The 853-nt window shown below is 40.9% G+C and carries 1 pseudogene; it reads right to left on the bottom strand.

Annotated features, from left to right (window positions below):
• Positions 1 to 242 (bottom strand): annotated as a pseudogene (locus tag BCU12_RS10755) (glutathione-dependent disulfide-bond oxidoreductase); the annotation flags it as partial.
• Between the last annotated feature and the right edge of the window lie 611 nt (positions 243 to 853).

The following is an 853-nucleotide window of genomic DNA, read 5'->3' as shown; positions in this document are numbered from 1 at the left end:
ATATTGATTAAGAAAGCGTCGTATTCGGCTTCTTTTATACCCGCCGCTAGAAGCTCTTCAAACATAATAGTCACTTTTTGACCATTCGGCGTTCCTAGCGAGTAGAGTTGAAAAGGGTGCTTTCCAGCAGGTAGCTCTTTATCAAATCGAGAGCCTGACTCTGGGCTGTTGATGTTCGCCCATTTGTTTCCCGCGCTTACATCGTTAGTCCAAACCTTTGGTGGTGTGTATTCATCTGTCATTTATCTATCCTTTTTATGGTGACTTGTTACACGATAGATTAAGTCGGTACTCAGAAACAAGAACCTAGCCACATTTCTACTAACAGAGCGTTTTGCTTGAATTCGGAAAGTCACCACATTCTCTATTCGTCAAAGTTCTGCATATTGCCTCCGACTCCGAATAGACACTGAGTTAATACGACGTCATTAGCAATCAGCCAGTGTATGATTAGTGCGATTCCACTACCTATACGAAATTGTTTATGTCGCTGATAACACTGACTTTTATTAACTAATTTGCTAGTCAACCATCTTGGTTTAATCGCGAGTAGCATGACGACTGTTAGAAAGGCTAATGAAATGACACCAGTACACTGGGTTAACTGATACTCTATGAAACCGAATGACATTGGCCAGCTAGCGATCGTATAAACGCTAAAATCCGTAGTGATTAATAGTGTGAAATGTTTTGTCCATAACAGTTACTCCTCATGATGAGGACGATTATGCTAGGTTGATCGTTGCCGAAAAATTATTCATACAGGGTTAACGCCAAGCTAATTCCCAACTGGTTCCGTAGGTAGGGTAGATACCGAAATGCTATGATTTAGAATGCAAAAAGCCCGCTAATT

Origin of the sequence: Vibrio sp. 10N.261.55.A7 (genome assembly GCF_002877365.1) — a bacterium.
In the GTDB taxonomy this organism is placed as follows: domain Bacteria; phylum Pseudomonadota; class Gammaproteobacteria; order Enterobacterales; family Vibrionaceae; genus Vibrio.
Note: the sequence above shows the minus strand (reverse complement) of the source record. Positions and strands in the feature narration are given on the sequence as shown.